Origin of the sequence: Pseudomonas sp. NPDC087598 (assembly GCF_044743525.1) — a bacterium.
Taxonomy (GTDB): domain Bacteria; phylum Pseudomonadota; class Gammaproteobacteria; order Pseudomonadales; family Pseudomonadaceae; genus Aquipseudomonas.
In genome coordinates, this window is sequence record NZ_JBIUWQ010000032.1 from 52824 (window position 1) to 72009 (window position 19186).

Below are 19186 nucleotides of genomic sequence, written 5' to 3' on the forward strand. Positions count from 1 at the left end.
CCATGTGGTCGTTTGCCGCACTTTCGCCTCTCAAGGGCGCGGCTTGGTTATACTCCGTGCGATCCGCCTGGAGCGCTCATCAGGAGAGCTCATGCTCGCCCCCGTACAACTGACTTCCGCCACTCGCCAGAACCTCTGGCGGCTGACTTTCATCCGCACTCTGGTGCTCGCCGCGCAGGCCGGTTCCGTTGGTTTGGCCTATTGGCTGCAACTGTTGCCGTTGCCATGGGTGCAACTGGCGATGACCCTCGGCTGTTCGACGCTGTTGTGCGTGTTCACCGCCGTGCGTTTGCGCACGTCGTGGCCGGTGACTGAACTCGAATACGCGCTGCAACTGGCGTGTGATCTGGTGATTCACAGTGCACTGCTGTATTTCTCCGGCGGCTCGACCAACCCGTTCGTTTCCTATTATCTGGTGCCGCTGACCATCGCCGCGGTGACGCTGCCGTGGCGCTATTCGGTGATTCTGTCGGGCATCGCGCTTGCGCTGTACACCGTGATGCTGACGCGGTTTTATCCACTGGAAACCCTGCCGGTCGCTCGCGAAAACCTGCAGATCTACGGCATGTGGCTGAGCTTCGCGCTGGCCGCAGCGGTGATCACCTTCTTCGCTGCACGCATGGCCGAAGAGCTGCGCCGTCAGGAAGAATTACGGGCGATTCGCCGCGAAGAAGGCCTGCGCGATCAGCAGTTGCTCGCGGTCGCCACGCAAGCGGCCGGTGCCGCGCATGAACTGGGTACGCCGCTGGCGACCATGAGTGTGCTGCTCAAGGAGATGCAGCAGGATCATCCCGATCCGATGTTGCAGGACGATCTGAAGGTGCTGCAGGATCAGGTCAAGCTCTGCAAAGAGACCTTGCAGCAACTGGTGCGTGCCGCCGAGGCCAATCGTCGTCTGGCGGTCGAGATGCAGGATGTCACCCAATGGCTCGACGAAGCGCTGAACCGCTGGCACTTGATGCGCCCGGAAGCCAGTTATCGTTTCCATCGTCTTGGCCAGGGCACTGTGCCGCGCATGGCGCCGCCGCCGGATCTGACTCAGGCGCTGCTGAATCTGCTCAACAACGCCGCCGACGCCTGTCCGGAAAACCTCAAAGTGACGCTGGACTGGGACGCGGAAAACGTGACCATCAGCATTCGCGATCACGGTGCCGGTGTGCCGCTGGCCATCGCCGAACAGATCGGCAAACCGTTTTTTACCACCAAGGGCAAAGGTTTCGGCCTGGGCCTGTTTTTGAGCAAGGCCAGCGTGACACGCGCCGGCGGCTCAGTGAACCTCTATAGTCATGAGGAAGGCGGCACGCTCACCGAGCTGCGCCTGCCCCACGGCGCCCGAGGAGACCAACATGAGTGACGAAATCCAAGTCGAAGGCGAAGAACTGCCGCATTTGCTGCTGGTCGACGACGACGCAACGTTTACCCGAGTCATGGCCCGTGCCATGGCCCGCCGTGGCTTTCGCGTCAGCACCGCCGGTTCCGCCGAGGAAGGCCTGACCATCGCCCAGGCCGATCTGCCGGACTATGCCGCGCTGGACCTGAAAATGGACGGCGACTCCGGTCTGGTGCTGTTGCCGAAGTTGCTGGAGCTGGACCCGGAAATGCGCGTGGTAATCCTCACCGGATATTCGAGCATTGCCACGGCGGTCGAAGCGATCAAACGCGGCGCCTGCAACTATCTGTGCAAACCGGCCGATGCCGACGACGTGCTGGCCGCGCTGCTTTCCGAGCACGCCGACCTCGACAGTCTGGTGCCGGAAAACCCGATGTCGGTCGACCGCCTGCAGTGGGAACACATTCAGCGCGTGCTCACCGAACACGAAGGCAACATCTCCGCCACTGCCCGCGCCTTGGGCATGCACCGTCGCACTCTGCAGCGCAAACTGCAGAAGCGCCCGGTTCGTCGCTGAACCTGCGCTGAACGACTATCGCCAGCTCTCGCGATAAAACGCACCGATCTACTATGATCGGTGCGTGTCTGTTCTTTTCTATATCGAGCCTTATCCATGAATCAGAACGCTGAATATTCCGCGGTCAACGATGCTGTGCGCGGGCAGTTTTTTCGCAAGGTGTGGGCGATCATCACGCCCTATTGGCGCAGTGAAGAGAAGGGCAAGGCCTGGACGTTGCTGATTGCGGTGATCGCGCTCTCGCTGCTGAGCGTGGGCATCTCGGTGTGGTTCAACACCTGGTACAAGGATTTCTACAACGCCCTGCAAAAGAAGGACGAAGCGGCGTTCTGGCGCTTGATTCTGTACTTCTGCGGCATTGCGGCCGTGGCGATTATCGGTGCGGTGTACCGGCTCTATCTGACGCAGATGCTGACGATTCGCTGGCGAGCCTGGCTCACTGAAAAGCATTTCTCCCGTTGGCTTGCCGACAAGAATTATTACCAGCTGGAGCAGGGTGGTTACACCGATAACCCGGACCAGCGGATTTCCGAAGACCTTAACAACTTCACCTCCAACACCCTTGAACTGGGCATCGGGCTGCTGCGCAATATTGTCAGCCTGGTGTCGTTCTCGATCATTTTGTGGGGGGTGTCGGGCAGCATCGAAATCTACGGCATCACCATTCCCGGCTACATGTTCTGGTGCGTGCTGGTGTACGCCGTGGTGGGTAGCTGGCTGACACATTTGATCGGTCGTCGTTTGATCGGTCTGAACAACCAACAACAACGTTTCGAAGCCGACCTGCGTTTTTCCATGGTGCGGATTCGCGAGAATGCCGAAAGCATTGCCTTGTATAACGGCGAACCGAACGAGAATCGTCGCTTGAGCGCTCGCTTCGGGAATGTCTGGCACAATTTCTGGGACATCATGAAAGTGTCCAAGCGCCTGACCTTCTTCACCGCCGGTTATAGCCAGGCAGCCATCATTTTCCCGTTCATCGTTGCTTCGCCGCGTTACCTCGCCGGCAAGATCGAACTGGGTGAACTGATGCAGATCAGCTCGGCATTCGGCAACGTCCAAGAGAGTTTCAGCTGGTTTATCAGTGCGTACCAGAGCCTCGCGTCCTGGCGCGCCACTTGTGATCGTCTGCTGAGTTTCCGTCAGGCCATGACCGACAACGAAGAGCGTACGCCGGCCATCGACGTGAAAAATCAGGGCAGTGCTTTGAAAGTGCACAACCTGGGACTGGATCTGGCCGACGGTCGTCATCTGCTGACCAACGCCGACATGACCGTCGAGCCGGGCGAGCGAGTCATGCTCAGCGGCCGTTCCGGCAGCGGCAAGTCGACGTTGCTGCGGGCGATGGGGCATTTATGGCCGGCGGGGCACGGCAATATTCGCTTGCCGGCGGCACGTTATCTGTTCCTGCCACAGAAACCCTATCTGCCGATTGGTACCTTGCGTGAGGCGTTGAGTTATCCACAACCGGGCGACACCTACGCGCCGGAACGTTATGCACAAGTGCTGGAAACCTGCCGCTTGCCGCATCTGGTCGCGCGACTGGACGAGGCCAATCACTGGCAACGCATGCTCTCTCCGGGCGAACAACAACGTTTGGCTTTTGCCCGCGCAATGCTTTACGCGCCGCAATGGCTGTACATGGACGAAGCGACGTCGGCGATGGACGAGGAAGACGAAGCGACGCTGTATCAGGCACTGATCGATCAGTTGCCGGGGTTGAGTATTGTCAGCGTCGGGCATCGCAGCAGCCTCAAGCGTTTCCACCCACGGCATGTGCGGATCGACAGCGGCCACCTGGTTGAACAGACCGTGACTGCCTGATCGCCGCTAACCCTTGTAGGAGTGAGCCTGCTCGCGATAGCGCTCTGTCAGTCACATTGATGCTGAATGTGCGGACGTCATCGCGAGCAGGCTCACTCCTACATGAAGCGATGTGAGCCGATCAGTGATCGTACAACCCGCTTGCGCTATGATGCCCGCACGCCGAATTATCGAGACAAGATGCACACCATGGAAAATCCGATCAACACCCCGCGCCTCCCGCGCAAGCGCCGCAGCCTGGCACAGGAACTGGTGACGGTGCTGAGCGAGCAGATCCGTGATGGCCTGCTCAAGCGCGGCGACAAGCTGCCCACCGAGTCGGCGATCATGGAAGCCCATGGCGTCAGCCGCACGGTGGTGCGCGAGGCGATTTCCCGTTTGCAGGCCGCTGGCCAGGTTGAAACCCGCCACGGCATCGGTACTTTCGTGCTCGACACACCGAGCCCGAGTGGCTTTCGCATCGACCCGGCCACGGTGGTCACGCTGCGTGACGTGTTGGCGATTCTTGAGTTGCGTATCAGTCTTGAAGTGGAGTCCGCCGGTCTTGCCGCGCAACGCCGCAGCCCCGAGCAACTGGCGACCATGCGCGCCGCGCTCGATGCGTTGAACGACAGCGTTGCCCACGCCAGTGACGCTGTTGCCTCGGACTTCGCTTTCCACCTGGAAATTGCCTTGTCTACCGGCAACCGCTACTTCACCGACATCATGACCCACCTGGGCACCAGCATTATTCCGCGTACCCGGCTGAATTCGGCGCGCCTGGCCCATGATGACCAGCAGCACTATATGAACCGACTGAGCCGCGAGCACGAAGAAATCTACGAGGCGATTGCCCGTCAGGATTCCGATGCGGCCCGCGCGGCCATGCGCCTGCATTTGACCAACAGCCGCGAAAGACTGCGCCAGGCCCATGAAGAGGCGCAGGCGCAGGGCTGATCATCAACTTTCGATGGTGAGTCTCAGAGGTTCAGAATATGGGTCCATGCTGGACTCATCGACGAATTTGTAGCGAAGTTCGATCTCCTGATGCAGGTACGTTTCGAGTGCGTCCCTGGGGATGCGCAACTCGATGCCATTGAGTTTCAAGGCGTCTTCACTGACGTCGTCCCAAATGCCGGTCGCTTGTTGCCGGCCCTCCCAGTCGGGCTCTTCGGGGTCAGCCCCAAGTATCGGATACACCTCCCAGTTCGCTGGAATGTCGGTGGAGTCCGGAACCTGAATGATCAGGTCGTCGCTCAGCAGGGACAGGTTCAAGGTGACCGTTTCTGGCGAATGCGGCAGACATTGCGGGAGTGTTGGCGAGGCAAAAATCATGAGGGGGTCGCTCTCCGTGCGAAGTGGGCCGTGATCCATTCACGGCGGTTCTTCACAGTAAAAGCCTTTCGCAAAGCGCGTTTTAAACCGTTCATTTCCAGCCATTTCAAAGCCCCCTGTAGGAGTTGCCGTAGGCTGCGATCTTTTGACTTTGATTTTTAAAAGCAAGATCAACAGATCGCAGCCTTCGGCAGCTCCGGAGGTGGGTGTGTCAGTGTTGCGCCAGGATTGAGCGGTCGACTCTTACGGCGAGGAGGCCGGCGGCGGGTTTGGCATCAAAGGTTGCGTAGCCTTGGGCATCCACGGTTGCACGGGCAATCGACTGACCTTTGAGCAACAATTCCAGTGGCGCACCCTTCAGCGATTGGCCCGAGGCCAGTTCGAGTTTCAATTTGATCGTCATTGCATCTCTCCTTGATTGACGTTGCCGGTCGGGTGGTAGTCCTTGAGCAGCAGGTAAGTGCTCCAGCCCCACCAGTCGTCGATGGTGGCGCTGTCGTTGAGGTTGTTGACGTCCTTGCGGCGCAGCACCTTGCTGCCCTCGGTGCGGAACAGTGGCGAAAAGTTGTTCGCCAGATTCAACACCGCCGTCAGGTCCGGCAGGCGTTGCAGTGCGGCGAACGTCGAAGGGGCGGGCAAGTTGCCGCTGAGGTAGGCAGCAAATACCTCGTCGGCGGAAATCTGTACCGCTTGATTGACTTGAGTGCGGTTGTCGGCGTCGGTCGCGTCGAAATAGCGCTTGTCGCCATAGGCCCGCCACTGATCGCCATGTCCGTTGCGCACCTTGAGACCGAATTTGCTGTCCTCGTCGTGCATGAAGCGGGTGATCAGCGAGCCCAGATCACTCGGGGTCACCACCGCAGCGAGTTCCTTGCGCGGCACCCGCAAGTGGCCGGAGGAAAACAGGTCGGTGAGGAAGTGGTCGGCAAACGCGTTCATGGCGTAGGCCCGTTCCAATTGTTGTTCATCGTGACTGGCGCGAGCAGCGATAGCCGTTTGCAGCGCGGCGGTGTGTCCGGCGATGTAGGCCAGCTTCGCCCATTCGCCGAAATGGTCGGCATTGTTGGCCGCCAGTTTCAGGTACCGCCCGAGCGGGAACAGCGCGGAGACGAAACTGCCGCCGCCGGTGATCTTGTTCCACTCTTCGGACAACGTATCTCCCAGCGCATCGTAGGCTTCGTGCGGTTGTTTACCGTCCTTGATTGCCTGTTTAACCGCATCGATCTCTTTTTGCATGACCGCGAGAATCTGTGTGGCTTCGGCACGAGCGGCAGGCAGTACCGCAAGGGAGTCGAAGGCTGCGTTGAAGCGTTGCAGGCGATCCACCGGGGTGGCGCCTTCGCTGACCGGGCGATCAGGGATGCCATAGAAATCACCACCCAGTGCCAGCACTTGGCCGTAGGTTAGCGCCAGGCCATTGGGCAGATGCAATGGCACATTTTGCGCGAGCAGCGGTTGCGCATTCTCGACAAAACGCAGCAGCGTGTTATCGCCGATAGCCGTGTGTTCACCGCCCTCGAAGCGTGCTTGCGGTCTGCCTTTCAAGGCATGGCCGGGGAGGGCCGTGACCGGTTCGACATCGCTGTGAGCGTCGGCGATGTGCAGCACCAGATGCGCATTGTCGGCGCTGAATGCGATGCCGGTTTCAGTAAACAGATCATCAAAACGGGCGATGAGCGGTTTGGGTTTTTCCTGAGGTTTCGGGTGAAGTCCGGACATTTCTTTCTCCTTGATATGTCGTCGGTAGATTCTTATTTGGCTGTATGTATATACAGTTAAATTGAGACTAGCCGAGAACTTTCCTACGTCAAGTAAGAATCTTGTCCGACAAAAAGTGCCTGTCAGCGATGAAATGCAGTTGACGGTTATCTTTTAAGTTGTACGATGACCTACAACTTCAGCGAGCGCTGAATGGTCTACTCACAAAAATATTGCTACTCAGGGTGTTCGAATAATGAATCCACAAGAACTGAAGTCCATCCTCTCTGCCGGCCTGCTGTCCTTCCCGGTGACTGATTTCAACGCGCAGGGCGATTTCAACCGCGCGGGCTACATCAAACGTCTGGAATGGCTGGCTCCGTATGGCGCTTCGGCTCTGTTCGCTGCGGGCGGCACCGGTGAGTTTTTCTCCCTGGCGGCCAGCGAATATTCGGAAATCATCAAGACCGCGGTCGACACTTGCGCGACCAGCGTGCCGATTCTGGCCGGTGTCGGCGGTTCGACCCGTCAGGCCATCGAGTACGCTCAGGAAGCCGAGCGTCTGGGCGCCAAAGGCCTGTTGCTGCTGCCGCACTACCTGACTGAAGCGAGTCAGGACGGCGTTGCCGCTCACGTTGAAGCAGTGTGCAAATCGGTCAACATCGGCGTGGTCGTTTACAACCGCAACGTCTGCCGCTTGACCGCTCCGCTACTGGAACGTCTGGCCGAGCGCTGCCCGAACCTGATCGGCTACAAGGATGGCCTGGGCGATATCGAGTTGATGGTGTCGATCCGTCGCCGCCTCGGTGATCGCTTCAGCTACCTGGGTGGGTTGCCGACCGCCGAAGTCTATGCCGCCGCCTACAAAGCGCTGGGCGTGCCGGTTTACTCCTCGGCGGTGTTCAACTTCATCCCGAAAACCGCGATGGATTTCTACCACGCCATCGCCCGTGAAGATCACGCCACCGTCGGCAAGATCATCGACGACTTCTTCCTGCCGTACCTGGACATCCGTAACCGCAAGGCCGGTTATGCCGTGAGCATCGTCAAGGCAGGCGCAAAAATCGCCGGCTACGATGCAGGTCCAGTGCGTGCACCGCTGACCGATCTGACCGGCGAAGAGTACGAAATGCTCGCCGCGCTGATCGACAAGCAAGGTGCGCAGTAACACCCGACAAAAGCGAGGCCGCTGAGCAATCAGCGGCTTTTTGCGTGAAGGCTTTTAGATTCGAGGGCAGTCCCGTGGCAGATGCAAAACGTTTCGATAACTACATCAACGGCGAATGGGTCGCCGCTGCCGATTACTCGGCCAACATCAACCCGTCCGAACTGAGCGACACCATTGGCGATTACGCCAAGGCTGATCTGGCCCAAGTCAATGCGGCCATCGAGGCTGCCCGCGCGGCGTTCCCGGCCTGGTCGACCTCGGGCATTCAGGCCCGTCACGATTCGCTGGATAAAGTCGGTACGGAAATCCTCGCCCGTCGTGAAGAACTCGGCACTCTGCTGGCCCGGGAAGAGGGCAAGACCCTGCCTGAAGCCATCGGCGAAGTGACCCGCGCCGGCAATATCTTCAAATTCTTCGCCGGTGAGTGCCTGCGACTGTCCGGCGACTACGTGCCGTCGGTGCGGCCAGGTGTCAACGTTGAAGTGACCCGCGAAGCGCTGGGCGTGGTCGGTCTGATCACCCCGTGGAATTTCCCGATTGCCATTCCATCGTGGAAAATCGCCCCGGCCCTGGCCTACGGCAACTGCGTGGTGCTCAAACCGGCGGATCTGGTGCCGGGCTGTGCCTGGGCGCTGGCCGAAATCATCTCCCGCGCAGGCTTCCCGGCCGGCGTGTTCAACCTGGTGATGGGTAGCGGTCGCGTGGTGGGTGAAGCGCTGGTCAACAGCCCGAAAGTCGATGGCATCAGCTTCACCGGTTCCGTCGGCGTGGGCCGGCAGATCGCGGTCAACTGCGTTTCGCGCCAAGCCAAGGTGCAGCTGGAAATGGGTGGCAAGAACCCGCAGATCATTCTCGACGACGCCGACCTCAAACAAGCGGTCGAGCTGTCGGTACAGAGCGCGTTCTACTCCACCGGCCAGCGTTGCACCGCGTCGAGCCGTTTGATCGTGACTGCCGGAATTCACGACAAGTTTGTTGAAGCGATGGCCGAGCGCATGAAGTCGATCAAGGTCGGCCACGCACTGAAATCCGGCACCGATATTGGTCCAGTGGTTTCGCAAGCGCAACTTGAGCAGGACATGAAGTACATCGACATTGGCCAGTCCGAGGGTGCGCGTCTGGTCAGCGGTGGCGGTCTGGTGACGTGCGATACCGAAGGCTACTTCCTTGCGCCGACATTGTTTGCCGACAGCGAAGCGTCGATGCGCATCAGCCGTGAAGAGATCTTCGGCCCGGTGGCCAACATCGTTCGTGTGGCCGATTACGACGCTGCGCTGGCGATGGCCAACGACACCGAGTTCGGTCTGTCGGCGGGTATTGCGACCACTTCGCTGAAGTACGCCAACCACTTCAAGCGCCACTCCCAGGCCGGGATGGTGATGGTCAACCTGCCGACGGCCGGCGTCGATTACCACGTTCCGTTCGGTGGCCGTAAGGGTTCATCCTATGGCTCACGTGAGCAAGGCCGCTATGCGCAAGAGTTCTACACGGTCGTGAAGACCAGCTATATCGGTTCCTGATCTGTGGGAGCTTGCCTGCAAGCGATGGCATCACTGCGGTGTAACTGAAAAACCGCAGTGATGCCATCACCAGCAAGCCAGCTCCCACAAAAGCAACACCAAAGAAGATTCACCCGCGCATAAAAATAATCAGTGGGAGTACATCTACATGCAATCCTCGAAGCCGACTCACGTCCGCTATTTGATCCTGCTCATGCTGTTTCTGGTGACCACGATCAACTACGCCGACCGCGCCACGATCGCCATCGCCGGCTCCAGCCTGCAAAAAGACCTCGGCATTGACGCGGTCACCCTCGGCTACATCTTCTCTGCATTCGGTTGGGCCTACGTCGCCGGACAAATTCCCGGTGGTTGGTTGCTCGATCGCTTCGGTTCGAAAAAAGTCTATGCCCTGAGCATTTTCACCTGGTCGCTGTTCACCGTGCTGCAAGGCTTTGTCGGTGAGTTCGGCATGTCCACGGCCATCGTTGCGCTGTTCATGCTGCGCTTCCTCGTGGGCCTGGCTGAAGCGCCGTCCTTTCCCGGCAACGCACGCATTGTTGCCGCGTGGTTCCCGACCGCTGAACGCGGCACCGCGTCGGCGATCTTCAACTCGGCGCAATACTTTGCCACCGTGTTGTTTGCACCGCTGATGGGCTGGATCGTTTACAGCTTTGGCTGGGAACATGTGTTCATCGTCATGGGCTTGTTCGGCATCGTCTTCTCGGGGATCTGGCTGAAGATTATCCACAGCCCGCGCCAACACCCGATGGCCAACGAAGCGGAAGTGCAGTTCATTGCCGACAATGGCGGCATGGTCGACATGGACGTCAAGCAAGGCAAAAAAACCGACGGTCCGAAATGGGATTACATCCGCCAGTTGCTGACCAACCGCATGATGCTCGGCGTGTATCTGGGTCAATACTGCATTAACGGCATCACTTATTTCTTCCTGACCTGGTTCCCGGTGTACCTGGTGCAAGAGCGTGGCATGACCATTCTCAAGGCCGGTTTCATTGCCTCGCTGCCGGCGATCTGCGGTTTCATCGGTGGCGTACTCGGCGGAGTGATTTCCGATTACCTGCTGCGCAAGGGCCATTCGCTGACCTTCGCCCGTAAAGCGCCGATCATCGCCGGCCTGCTGGTGTCCAGCAGCATCGTTGCCTGCAACTATGTCGATGTTGAATGGATGGTGGTTGGCTTCATGGCCCTGGCCTTCTTCGGCAAAGGCGTTGGCGCACTGGGCTGGGCGGTGGTCTCCGACACTTCGCCAAAACAGATCGCCGGTCTGAGCGGTGGCCTGTTCAACACCTTCGGCAATATCGCCTCGATCACCACGCCGATCGTGATTGGCTACATCATCAGCTCCACCGGTTCGTTCAAATGGGCGCTGGTGTTCGTCGGTGCCAACGCACTGGTCGCAGTGTTCAGCTACCTGGTGATCGTCGGCCCGATCAAACGTGTGGTACTCAAAGAGCCGCCAACCAACGGCGGTACTGAAGCCACTGGCAAATTGTCTCAAGCGCATTCCTGAGGAGCGGCGTCATGCAGTTGATTGAACATTCCGACTCGCCGCGATACATCCGCCTGCACGAGCGGGACAACGTAGTGGTAGTGGTCAACGACCAGGGCGTACCGGCCGGTACCGAATTCGCCGACGGTCTGGTGACCGTGGATTTTGTCCCGCAGAGCCATAAGGTCACGCTTGAGGATATTCCCGAGGGCGGTCAGGTCATTCGCTACGGCCAGATCATCGGCTATGCGTTGCAGCCGATCCCGCGTGGCAGTTGGGTCAAGGAAGATCAACTGCGCATGCCGACCGCGCCGCCGCTGGACAGTTTGCCGCTGTCCACCGATGTGCCGGCCGCGCAGGCACCGCTGGAAGGTTTCACTTTCGAGGGTTATCGCAACGCCGATGGCACCGTCGGCACACGCAACATTCTTGGCATCACCACCACAGTGCAGTGCGTTACCGGCGTGCTCGATCACGCGGTGAAACGGATCAAGGACGAGCTGCTGCCGAAGTATCCGCACGTCGATGACGTGGTGGCGCTGACCCATAGTTACGGCTGCGGCGTGGCGATCACCGCCACCGACGCCTACATTCCGATCCGCACCGTGCGCAATCTGGCGCGCAACCCGAACCTCGGTGGCGAGGCGCTGGTGATCAGTCTGGGCTGCGAGAAATTGCAGGCCGGGCAGGTGATGCATGAGGACGATGCGTCGGTCGATTTGAGTGATCCGTGGCTGTATCGCTTGCAGGACTCCAGTCACGGTTTCACCGAGATGATCGAGCAGATCATGGAACTGGCCGAAGTCCGCCTGAAGAAACTCGACCAGCGCCGCCGCGAAACCGTGCCGGCGTCCGAGCTGATCCTCGGTATGCAGTGCGGCGGCAGCGATGCGTTTTCCGGCATCACCGCCAACCCGGCGCTGGGCTATGCCTCGGACTTGTTGTTGCGCGCGGGGGCGACGGTGATGTTTTCCGAAGTCACTGAAGTGCGCGACGCAATTTATTTGCTGACGTCTCGCGCCGAAACCAAAACCGTCGCCGAGGAACTGGTGCGCGAGATGGACTGGTACGACCGTTATCTGGCCAAAGGTGAGGCGGATCGCAGCGCTAATACCACCCCGGGGAACAAGAAGGGCGGGCTGTCGAACATTGTCGAGAAGTCGCTGGGCTCGATCGTCAAATCCGGTAGCAGTGCGATCAATGGCGTGCTCGGCCCGGGCGAACGGTTCAAGCAGAAAGGACTGATCTTCTGCGCGACGCCGGCCAGTGATTTTGTCTGCGGGACATTGCAGTTGGCGGCGGGGATGAACCTGCATGTGTTCACCACCGGGCGAGGCACACCGTATGGTCTGGCGATGGCTCCGGTGGTCAAGGTCTCGACGCGTACGGAGCTCGCGCAGCGCTGGCCGGATCTGATCGATATCGACGCCGGGCGCATTGCCACCGGGCGCGCGACCATCGAGGAACTGGGTTGGGAGTTGTTCCACTATTACTTGGACGTTGCCAGCGGCAAGCAGCAGACATGGGCGGAGAAGCACAAGCTGCATAACGACATCACACTGTTTAATCCGGCGCCGATTACTTGAGACCGCGTTACCGTTCTTCGCGAGCAGGCTCGCTCCCACATTCGACCGCGTTCTGTCTGTGCGAATGCGATCAAATGTGGGAGCGAGCCTGCTCGCGAAGGCGATCCGACAGGCGCCGATGGATCGAGTGGCTTATCATTAGCCCCCTAACGACGCTCACCTCCAAGGCTCTCCCGGCATGCTGGCAATCTTCCTCGAAACCCTGAACATCACCGCGCCGGTGTTTGCCATGCTGTTTCTCGGTGTGCTGCTCAAGCGCATCGACTGGATCAACGACAACTTCATCCACACGGCCTCGTCGCTGGTGTTCAACGTCACCATGCCGGCGCTGCTGTTCCTCGGCATCCTCCACGCAGACTTGCACGCCGCGCTGCAACCGGCGCTGCTGATCTACTTCGCCGTCGCCACGCTGGTGAGTTTTGCCGTGGCCTGGGGCTGGGCGATTTTCCGCTGCCCGCGTGAAGATCGCGGCATCTATACCCAAGGCGCATTTCGCGGCAACAACGGGGTTATTGGACTGGCACTGGCCGCGAGCATGTACGGCGACTACGGGATTTCCCTCGGGGCGATCCTCGCGGCGTTGGTCATCCTGTTTTACAACACGCTGTCGACCATTGTACTGGCGGTGTACAGCCCGGTAATCAAGTCCGATCCGTGGAGCATCTGCAAAAGCGTGTTCAGCAATCCGCTGATCATCAGCGTGATCGCGGCGGCGCCGTTTGCCTACCTCAAGATCAGCCTGCCGGGGTGGCTGGAAACCTCCGGGCAATATCTGGCGCAAACCACATTGCCGCTGGCACTGATCTGCATCGGCGGCACGTTGTCACTGGCGGCGTTGCGCAAGAGCGGCAACATGGCGCTCAGTTCCAGCCTGGTGAAGATGATCGGTTTGCCGGTGCTGGCAACGTTGGGCGCGTGGCTCTGGGGCTTTCGCGGGGCGGAGTTGGGAATTCTGTTTCTATACTTCGGCAGTCCGACGGCGGCGGCCAGTTTTGTCATGGCCCGGGCGGCGCAGGGCAATCATGAACTGGCGGCGGCAATCATTGTGATCACCACGTTGATGGCGGCGATTACTACCAACGTCGGGATATTCTTTTTGCAGTGGGGTGGGTGGATCTAGCCTGAAGCTTGGGTTGTTCTTTCGGGCCTCTTCGCGAGCAGGCTCGCTCCCACATTTGAAACGCATTTCAATGTGGGAGCGAGCCTGCTCGCGATAGCTATTCCAGCCGCTCTGAATTACTCAGGTTTCTGATAGGTATCGATCACTTCCTGCGCAGCCCGAAACGCATCAATCGCCGCCGGCACGCCGGCATACACCGCGCAATGCAGCAACGCTTCGCGAATCTCGTCCACCGTGCAACCGTTGTTCAACGCACCGCGCACGTGGCCCTTCAGTTCTTGCGGGCACTTCAACGCTGTCAGTGCAGCGAGGGTGATCAGGCTGCGAGTTTTCAGCGGCAGACCTTCGCGATTCCACACGCCGCCCCAGGCGTGTTCATTGACGAAATCCTGCAACGGCTGGGTGAACTCGGTGGCGTTACCCAATGCGCGATCAACAAACGCATCGCCCATTACCTGGCGGCGGACTTCAACCCCGGACTTCTTCGATTCGGTCATGGCATATCCCTCTTGTGGTGTTGGCGGCGCCAGGCGCGTATCGACGTGAACAACAGAAACGTCAGCAGCGTCGGCAAAACGTAAAACAGCATCAAGCGCTCAAGCTTGCCGGCCAGCGGCATGCCGGTGGTGAACGACACCACATGCAGGCCGTACGCGAGATACAAACCGAGCAGCAGCAAACCTTCGGCGCGGGTCACCCGGTAACCCGAATAGAACACCGGCAGGCACAGCGCGGCGACGCCGAGCATCACCGGCAGGTCGAAATCCAGCGCATTGGGTGATACCGACAGAGGCGTCGGCGCGATCAGCGCGGTAATGCCCAGCACCCCGAGCAGGTTGAACAGGTTGGCACCAATCACGTTGCCCACCGCGATGTCCCGTTGCCCACGTAGTGCCGCGATCAGCGAGGTGGCGAGTTCCGGCAGCGAGGTGCCGACGGCGACCACGGTCAAGCCGATGACGCGTTCCGACAATCCGAGGTCGGTGGCCACGGTCACCGCCGCGCCCAACAGCAAGTGGCCTGCGAATATCAGCATGCCGAGCCCGGCGAAGATCATCAGCAGGCTGGTCAGCCAAGGGGCTGGAGGATCTTGCGACTGTTCGGAGTGCGGCCGAGTCGAGTGCCGCGACTGGCGAAACAACAGGCCGAGGTAGAGCAGCAGGGCGGCCAGCAACAGGACGCCGTCGAAGCGCCCGAGCTCTTCGTTCCAGGCCAGTACGAATACCAACAGGCTGGCGCCTATCATCAGCGGAATATCGAGGCGTACCAGTTGCCGCGAAACGCGCAACGGAATGATCAGCGCCGACAGGCCAAGGGTGACGAGGATATTGAAGATGCTGCTGCCGATCACGCTGCCGACGGCGATGTCCGGAGTGTGCGCGTGAGCAGCTTGCAGGCTGACGGCCATTTGCGGCGCACTGCTGCCAAACGCGACGATGGTCAAACCGATGATCAATGGCCGCACATGCAAACGCGCGGCGAGGCGCACTGCCGCACGAACCATCAGTTCGGCGCCCGCGATCAGCAAGAGCAGACCGCCAAGCAACTCGATCAGGTTGATCAGCGGTATATCGGCTAAGGCGAAAATGGTCGGTGCTCCATCAGTCGTCGAGGGCCTGCACGCGAACTCGCGCGGTGCCGCTGCCGAGCATACCGAGTTGTTCGGCCGCTTCGCGTGAAACATCGATCAAGCGACCACGGGTGTGCGGCCCGCGATCATTGATGCGCACCACGCAGGATTTATCGTTTTTCAGGTTGGTGACCTTGACCCGGGTGCCGAAGGGTAATTGGCGGTGGGCGGCGGTCAGGGCGTTCTGGTTGAACGGTTCGCCGCTGGCGGTCCGTTTACCGTGGTGTTTGGCTCCGTAATAGGAGGCGACGCCGCTCTGGTCGTAACCGTGCGGGTCGATGGTGTCGTTGCTGGCGCAACCGGCGAGTAAAGAGAGCAGGGCGCAGCTGATGAACAAACGCTTCATTCAAAGGTTTCCCAAAACAATTGTGGGAATAATCCTTTGTGGAAGACGAGCTTTTGTGGCGAGGGGATTCATCCCCGAAGGGCTGCGCAGCAGCCCCAATTCCAAGGAATTCAGAACCAGGGGCCGCTTCGCGCGCCATCGGGGATGAATCCCCTCACCACAGAAACTCTTCAGCCACAGAAAATTGTCCCCACAGGGATCGGAGCCAGTCCTTGGGACTGGCTCCATTTTCATCAGCCTTCGAGCTTGCTTTTCAGCAGTTCGTTCACTTGCTGCGGGTTGGCCTTGCCTTTGGAGGCTTTCATGGCCTGACCGACGAAGAAGCCGAACATCTTGCCGCGCTTGGCTTCATCCGCCGCACGATATTGTTCAACTTGCTCGGCGTTGGCCGCGAGCATTTCGTCGAGCACCGCCGAGATCGCGCCGCTGTCGGTCACTTGCTTCAGGCCGCGCTTCTCGATGATCTCGTCCGCGCTGCCTTCACCATTGGCCATCGCTTCGAACACCACTTTGGCGATCTTGCCGGAGATGGTGTTGTCCTTGATGCGCTGCAGCATGCCGCCCAACAGTTCAGCCGAAACCGGCGACTCGTCGATGTCCAGGCCTTGCTTGTTGAGCAGGCTGCCCAACTCGACCATCACCCAGTTCGCCGCCAGTTTGGCATCGCCGCCGATGGCTGCGACTTTCTCGAAGTAGTCCGCTTGCTCACGGCTGGTGGCCAGCACGTTGGCATCGTAGGCCGACAGACCGAACTGGCTCTGGAAGCGCTCGCGTTTTTGCGGCGGCAGTTCCGGCAGGGTGGCGCGCACCTCGCCGAGGAACGACTCCTCGATGATCACCGGTAGCAGGTCCGGATCGGGGAAGTAGCGGTAGTCGTTGGCTTCCTCTTTCGAACGCATCGGACGGGTCTCGTCCTTGTTCGGATCGTACAGACGGGTCTGCTGGATCACTTTGCCGCCGTCTTCGATCAGCTCGATCTGACGCTGGATCTCGGAGTTGATCGCCTTCTCGATGAAGCGGAACGAGTTGACGTTCTTGATCTCGCAACGCGTGCCGAACTCGACCTGACCTTTCGGACGGATCGACACGTTGCAGTCGCAACGCAGCGAGCCTTCGGCCATGTTGCCGTCGCAGATGCCCAGGTAACGCACCAGCGCGTGGATCGCCTTGACGTAAGCCACGGCTTCCTTGGCGCTGCGCATGTCAGGCTCGGAAACAATTTCCAGCAGCGGCGTGCCGGCACGGTTCAGGTCGATGCCGGTGGCACCGTTGAACTCTTCGTGCAGGCTCTTGCCGGCGTCTTCTTCCAGGTGCGCGCGGGTGATGCCGACACGTTTGACGGTGCCGTCTTCCAGTGCGATGTCCAGGTGGCCCTTGCCAACAATCGGCAATTCCATCTGGCTGATCTGGTAGCCCTTCGGCAGATCCGGGTAGAAGTAGTTTTTACGGGCGAACACGTTGTGCTGGCCGATCTCGGCGTCAATCGCCAGACCGAACATCACCGCCATCCGCACGGCTTCCTGGTTCAACACCGGCAGAACGCCAGGCATGCCCAGATCGATCAGGCTGGCCTGGGTGTTCGGCTCGGAACCGAACGTGGTGGAACTACCGGAAAAGATTTTCGACCGGGTAGTGAGCTGAGTGTGAATCTCCAGCCCGATCACGACTTCCCATTGCATGTGTGTCTCCTCAGAAGCCGGTTGGGGTGCGAGTGTGCCAGTCAGTGTTCAACTGATACTGGTGCGCAACATTGAGCAAACGGCCTTCCTGGAAATATGGAGCGAGCAACTGCACGCCAACCGGCAGACCGTCGACAAAACCGGCCGGCATCGACAGGCCCGGCAGGCCCGCGAGGTTGGCGGTGATGGTGTAGACGTCTTCCAGATAGGCAGCGACCGGGTCGCTGTTTTTCGCGCCGAGCTTCCAGGCCGGGTTCGGCGTGGTCGGGCCGAGGATGATGTCGACTTCATTAAACGCAGCCATGAAATCGTTTTTCACCAGACGACGGATCTTCTGCGCTTTCAGGTAGTAGGCGTCGTAGTAACCGGCGGACAGCGCGTACGCACCGACCATGATCCGGCGCTGGACTTCAGGGCCGAAGCCTTCGCCACGGGAGCGTTTGTACAGGTCGATGAGGTCTTTCGGGTTCTCGCAGCGGTGGCCGAAACGCACGCCGTCGAAACGCGACAGGTTCGAGGAGGCTTCTGCCGGGGCGATCACGTAGTACGCAGGAATCGCGTGCTGCATGTTCGGCAGGCTGATTTCCTTGATCACGGCACCAAGCTTCTGCAGCTCTTTAATGCTGTTCTGGATCAGTTCGGCGATGCGCGGGTCGAGACCGGTGCTGAAGTATTCCTTCGGCACGCCGATGCGCAGGCCCTGCAACGAATCGCCCAGGCTAGCGGAGTAATCCGGAACCGGCTCATCGATGCTGGTGGAGTCGTTCTGATCGAAACCGGCCATACCTTGCAACAAAATTGCGCAGTCTTCGGCAGTGCGGGCCAACGGGCCGCCCTGATCGAGGCTGGAGGCGTAAGCGATCATGCCCCAGCGCGAAACACGACCGTACGTCGGTTTCAGGCCAGTGAGGTTGGTGAACGCGGCGGGCTGACGGATCGAGCCGCCGGTGTCGGTGGCAGTGGCCGCCGGCAACAGGCGAGCGGCAACGGCCGCGGCCGAACCACCGGACGAACCGCCCGGCACGTGTTCCAGGTTCCACGGGTTTTTCACTGCGCCGTACCAGCTCGACTCGTTGGCCGAACCCATGGCGAATTCGTCCATGTTGGTCTTGCCCAGGGTCACGGCACCGGCCGCAGCCAGTTTGGCAACCACGGTGGCGTCGTATGGCGCTTTGAAGTTGTCGAGCATCTTCGAGCCGCAGCTGGTGCGGATGCCCTGGGTGCAGAACAGGTCTTTGTGAGCGATCGGCGCGCCGAGCAGGGCGCCGCTCTCACCGTTGGCGCGGCGTACATCAGCGGCTTTCGCCTGCTCGATGGCCAGCTCTTCAGTGAGGCTGATGAAACTGTTGAGCTGTGGGTCGAGCTGGGTAATACGCGCCAGCAGGACTTTGGTCAGCTCTTCGGAGGAAAACTTTTTATCGGCGAGACCGCGGGCGATCTCGGCCAGAGTCATTTGATGCATTGCAGGCTCTTTCCCTTTAGTCGATGACTTTCGGAACCAGATACAGGCCGTTTTCGACCGCTGGTGCGATGGACTGATAAGCCTCGCGATGATTGCTTTCGGTCACGACGTCGGCGCGCAGGCGCTGACTGGCTTCCAGCGGGTGGGCCAAAGGCTCGATACCGTCGGTATTGACGGCCTGCATTTCGTCGACCAGCCCGAGAATGCTGTTGAGGGCGGAAGTAATGTGCGGAAGATCGGCATCATTAAGGCCAAGGCAGGCCAGATGAGCGATTTTTTCCACGTCGGAGCGTTCTAGCGCCATCGGGATTCTCCAGTGGAAAACAGAACGGACGGCGTCCGTGTGTGAGATTGTCGGACCACTACCGCACTTCTACGGTCATCAGGCCGCGAGTGTGGGGCTTGGTGCCCAGAAATGCGGCGAAGTTAACAGCTTGGCG

General features: G+C 59.8%; 17 protein-coding genes and 1 pseudogene. 9 read left to right on the plus strand and 9 right to left on the minus strand.

The genetic code is table 11. From position 1 onward, the window contains the following. Positions 1 to 91: 91 nt before the first annotated feature. The 4 genes from ACIOWE_RS17925 (at position 92) to ACIOWE_RS17940 (ending at position 4667) form a co-directional block, all read left to right on the plus strand. A complete protein-coding gene (locus ACIOWE_RS17925) occupies positions 92 to 1354 on the plus strand; it encodes an ATP-binding protein (protein WP_401393977.1) in 1263 nt (420 codons plus the stop codon). After that, on the plus strand, positions 1347 to 1907 hold the full coding sequence (locus ACIOWE_RS17930; RefSeq protein WP_003221630.1) for a response regulator transcription factor: 561 nt from the start codon (positions 1347 to 1349) through the stop codon (positions 1905 to 1907). Before ACIOWE_RS17925 ends, ACIOWE_RS17930 begins: the two co-directional genes overlap by 8 nt. A 96-nt stretch (positions 1908 to 2003) precedes the next feature. Next, complete coding sequence (locus ACIOWE_RS17935; protein WP_401393980.1) at positions 2004 to 3731, plus strand: ABC transporter ATP-binding protein/permease; 1728 nt, start codon at positions 2004 to 2006, stop codon at positions 3729 to 3731. A gap of 189 nt (positions 3732 to 3920) precedes the next feature. After that, a complete protein-coding gene (locus ACIOWE_RS17940) occupies positions 3921 to 4667 on the plus strand; it encodes a FadR/GntR family transcriptional regulator (protein WP_103303141.1) in 747 nt (248 codons plus the stop codon). 3 nt (positions 4668 to 4670) lie between these two features. Here ACIOWE_RS17940 and ACIOWE_RS17945 read toward each other — a convergent pair whose 3' ends face one another. The 3 genes from ACIOWE_RS17945 to ACIOWE_RS17955 form a co-directional block, all read right to left on the minus strand. Next, the gene (locus ACIOWE_RS17945; RefSeq protein WP_401393982.1) at positions 4671 to 5045 is read right to left on the minus strand and encodes a hypothetical protein; all 375 of its coding nucleotides are present in this window, start codon (positions 5043 to 5045) and stop codon (positions 4671 to 4673) included. 211 nt (positions 5046 to 5256) lie between these two features. After that, entirely contained in the window at positions 5257 to 5448 is a 192-nt protein-coding gene (locus ACIOWE_RS17950; RefSeq protein ID WP_401393984.1) for a hypothetical protein, read from the minus strand. Continuing rightward, entirely contained in the window at positions 5445 to 6764 is a 1320-nt protein-coding gene (locus tag ACIOWE_RS17955) for a phospholipase (RefSeq protein ID WP_401393986.1), read from the minus strand. The genes ACIOWE_RS17950 and ACIOWE_RS17955 overlap by 4 nt, the downstream gene beginning before the upstream one ends. Positions 6765 to 6999: 235 nt before the next feature. On the opposite strand from ACIOWE_RS17955, the gene kdgD reads away from it, so the two are divergent. The 5 genes and pseudogenes from kdgD to ACIOWE_RS17980 all read left to right on the plus strand — a co-directional run bounded on the left by kdgD (position 7000) and on the right by ACIOWE_RS17980 (position 13629). Then, entirely contained in the window at positions 7000 to 7911 is a 912-nt protein-coding gene (gene kdgD, locus ACIOWE_RS17960) for a 5-dehydro-4-deoxyglucarate dehydratase (protein ID WP_007981458.1), read from the plus strand. Positions 7912 to 7985: 74 nt separating this feature from the next. Then, positions 7986 to 9431, plus strand: a complete 1446-nt coding sequence (locus ACIOWE_RS17965) for an aldehyde dehydrogenase family protein (protein WP_103303135.1) — start codon at positions 7986 to 7988, stop codon at positions 9429 to 9431. Positions 9432 to 9549: 118 nt separating this feature from the next. After that, positions 9550 to 10944, plus strand: a pseudogene (locus ACIOWE_RS17970) (MFS transporter); the annotation flags it as partial. An 11-nt stretch (positions 10945 to 10955) separates the two neighbouring features. Next, positions 10956 to 12509: a galactarate dehydratase gene (gene garD / locus ACIOWE_RS17975; RefSeq protein WP_401393988.1), complete on the plus strand. Its 1554-nt coding sequence runs from the start codon at positions 10956 to 10958 to the stop codon at positions 12507 to 12509. A gap of 178 nt (positions 12510 to 12687) precedes the next feature. After that, positions 12688 to 13629 carry an AEC family transporter gene (locus tag ACIOWE_RS17980; RefSeq protein WP_401393991.1) on the plus strand — a complete coding sequence of 314 codons (942 nt, stop codon included), beginning with the start codon at positions 12688 to 12690 and terminating at the stop codon, positions 13627 to 13629. Positions 13630 to 13745: 116 nt separating this feature from the next. On the opposite strand, the gene ACIOWE_RS17985 is transcribed toward ACIOWE_RS17980, so the two are convergent. The 6 genes from ACIOWE_RS17985 to gatC form a co-directional block, all read right to left on the minus strand. Beyond that, on the minus strand, positions 13746 to 14126 hold the full coding sequence (locus ACIOWE_RS17985) for a carboxymuconolactone decarboxylase family protein (protein WP_016984177.1): 381 nt from the start codon (positions 14124 to 14126) through the stop codon (positions 13746 to 13748). Continuing rightward, complete coding sequence (locus ACIOWE_RS17990; protein ID WP_401394005.1) at positions 14123 to 15184, minus strand: calcium/sodium antiporter; 1062 nt, start codon at positions 15182 to 15184, stop codon at positions 14123 to 14125. The genes ACIOWE_RS17985 and ACIOWE_RS17990 overlap by 4 nt, the downstream gene beginning before the upstream one ends. A 46-nt stretch (positions 15185 to 15230) precedes the next feature. Then, positions 15231 to 15605, minus strand: a complete 375-nt coding sequence (locus tag ACIOWE_RS17995; protein WP_201235382.1) for a septal ring lytic transglycosylase RlpA family protein — start codon at positions 15603 to 15605, stop codon at positions 15231 to 15233. Between the two features lie 233 nt (positions 15606 to 15838). Next, on the minus strand, positions 15839 to 17284 hold the full coding sequence (gatB, locus tag ACIOWE_RS18000) for an Asp-tRNA(Asn)/Glu-tRNA(Gln) amidotransferase subunit GatB (protein WP_201235380.1): 1446 nt from the start codon (positions 17282 to 17284) through the stop codon (positions 15839 to 15841). Positions 17285 to 17294: 10 nt separating this feature from the next. After that, on the minus strand, positions 17295 to 18746 hold the full coding sequence (gatA, locus tag ACIOWE_RS18005) for an Asp-tRNA(Asn)/Glu-tRNA(Gln) amidotransferase subunit GatA (RefSeq protein WP_401393996.1): 1452 nt from the start codon (positions 18744 to 18746) through the stop codon (positions 17295 to 17297). Positions 18747 to 18762: 16 nt separating this feature from the next. Next, complete coding sequence (gene gatC / locus ACIOWE_RS18010; protein ID WP_007915356.1) at positions 18763 to 19050, minus strand: Asp-tRNA(Asn)/Glu-tRNA(Gln) amidotransferase subunit GatC; 288 nt, start codon at positions 19048 to 19050, stop codon at positions 18763 to 18765. Positions 19051 to 19186 lie beyond the last annotated feature (136 nt).

Bases quoted from the DNA above. Each gene is read 5' to 3' on its own strand.
- ACIOWE_RS17925 (WP_401393977.1), top strand. From the start codon at position 92: ATGCTCGCCCCCGTACAACTGACTTCCGCCACTCGCCAGAACCTCTGG.
- ACIOWE_RS17930 (WP_003221630.1), top strand. From the start codon at position 1,347: ATGAGTGACGAAATCCAAGTCGAAGGCGAAGAACTGCCGCATTTGCTG.
- ACIOWE_RS17935 (WP_401393980.1), top strand. From the start codon at position 2,004: ATGAATCAGAACGCTGAATATTCCGCGGTCAACGATGCTGTGCGCGGG.
- ACIOWE_RS17940 (WP_103303141.1), top strand. From the start codon at position 3,921: ATGGAAAATCCGATCAACACCCCGCGCCTCCCGCGCAAGCGCCGCAGC.
- ACIOWE_RS17945 (WP_401393982.1), bottom strand. From the start codon at position 5,045: ATGATTTTTGCCTCGCCAACACTCCCGCAATGTCTGCCGCATTCGCCA.
- ACIOWE_RS17950 (WP_401393984.1), bottom strand. From the start codon at position 5,448: ATGACGATCAAATTGAAACTCGAACTGGCCTCGGGCCAATCGCTGAAG.
- ACIOWE_RS17955 (WP_401393986.1), bottom strand. From the start codon at position 6,764: ATGTCCGGACTTCACCCGAAACCTCAGGAAAAACCCAAACCGCTCATC.
- kdgD (WP_007981458.1), top strand. From the start codon at position 7,000: ATGAATCCACAAGAACTGAAGTCCATCCTCTCTGCCGGCCTGCTGTCC.
- garD (WP_401393988.1), top strand. From the start codon at position 10,956: ATGCAGTTGATTGAACATTCCGACTCGCCGCGATACATCCGCCTGCAC.
- ACIOWE_RS17980 (WP_401393991.1), top strand. From the start codon at position 12,688: ATGCTGGCAATCTTCCTCGAAACCCTGAACATCACCGCGCCGGTGTTT.
- ACIOWE_RS17985 (WP_016984177.1), bottom strand. From the start codon at position 14,126: ATGACCGAATCGAAGAAGTCCGGGGTTGAAGTCCGCCGCCAGGTAATG.
- ACIOWE_RS17995 (WP_201235382.1), bottom strand. From the start codon at position 15,605: ATGAAGCGTTTGTTCATCAGCTGCGCCCTGCTCTCTTTACTCGCCGGT.
- gatB (WP_201235380.1), bottom strand. From the start codon at position 17,284: ATGCAATGGGAAGTCGTGATCGGGCTGGAGATTCACACTCAGCTCACT.
- gatA (WP_401393996.1), bottom strand. From the start codon at position 18,746: ATGCATCAAATGACTCTGGCCGAGATCGCCCGCGGTCTCGCCGATAAA.
- gatC (WP_007915356.1), bottom strand. From the start codon at position 19,050: ATGGCGCTAGAACGCTCCGACGTGGAAAAAATCGCTCATCTGGCCTGC.